Below are 922 nucleotides of genomic sequence, written 5' to 3'. Positions count from 1 at the left end.
ATATGCCATGCAGCCAACTGTGGTAGTCGGTATACAGCGTTTCCACCGACAGGGATTCCTGCGTCACCCCGGACATGATCCCGCCCCCCAGCGTTGTTCTGTAAAGAATGAATGCTGAATACTATTTGAGAATGGATATCATTACAATAATGAGAATGAAACGCATAGTGTGACGCCTGCCCTGGTTTGCGTTTTTATCCGAGAAAAAATGTCACCATCGGTGGGCGTCATTCGTCTTCTATAGAGACAGGGAAAAAAATGCGCGATGCAGAAGGAGCTGAAGATGGCAGATAAAGGCATGGATGAGGCCCCGGGGCTGACCGTTCAGGTGAGTGAGGGAAAAGAACGTGGCGGGGCGGCCAAGAGTCATGAGCAATGGTTGACCGGGGCGGGGCTGAAAGCCACGTTGCCGCGGGTGCGGATTCTGCAGCACCTGAAAGCCGCCCACGATGAGCAGCGCCATCTGGGCGCTGAAGAAATCTATGCCCGCCTGTATCAGGCGGGGGAAAGAATCGGTATCTCAACCATTTACCGGGTGTTGCTGAATCTGGAGCAGGTGGGGTTGGTCACCCGTCATCAGTTTTCCCAGGGCGCGGTGAGCCGCTGTGTGTACGAGCTGTCATTCGGTGAACGCCATGATCATATGGTGTGCGTGGAAACGGAGCGGGTGATTGAATTCCGTGATCCGGTCATCGAGGCGCGGCAGGAGCAGATTGCCCAGGCCCACGGCTATGAGGTCGTTGGCCGGGAGCTGGTGATCCGGGTTCGCCGCATCACGTCGTAGCCGGCAGGGCGCGGCGCTTGTCAGACCAGCGGTCTGCCCGTGTCTTGTGCTTGCCCGGCTGGGTGGGTACAACCATACATAGACAGTATGGGAGGCACGGTGCGAGATACGATAGAAGACCGCCATGATCACAATAAC

1 protein-coding gene is annotated in these 922 nt (G+C 56.3%); it reads left to right on the top strand.

All coding sequences use genetic code 11. The features are described 5' to 3' along the window. Window positions 1-283 precede the first annotated feature (283 nt). A complete protein-coding gene (locus A3730_RS17160) occupies window positions 284-784 on the top strand; it encodes a transcriptional repressor (protein WP_231880662.1) in 501 nt (166 codons plus the stop codon). Window positions 785-922: the final 138 nt, after the last annotated feature.

This window comes from Alcanivorax sp. HI0044 (assembly GCF_001634945.1).
Note: the sequence above shows the minus strand (reverse complement) of the source record. Positions and strands in the feature narration are given on the sequence as shown.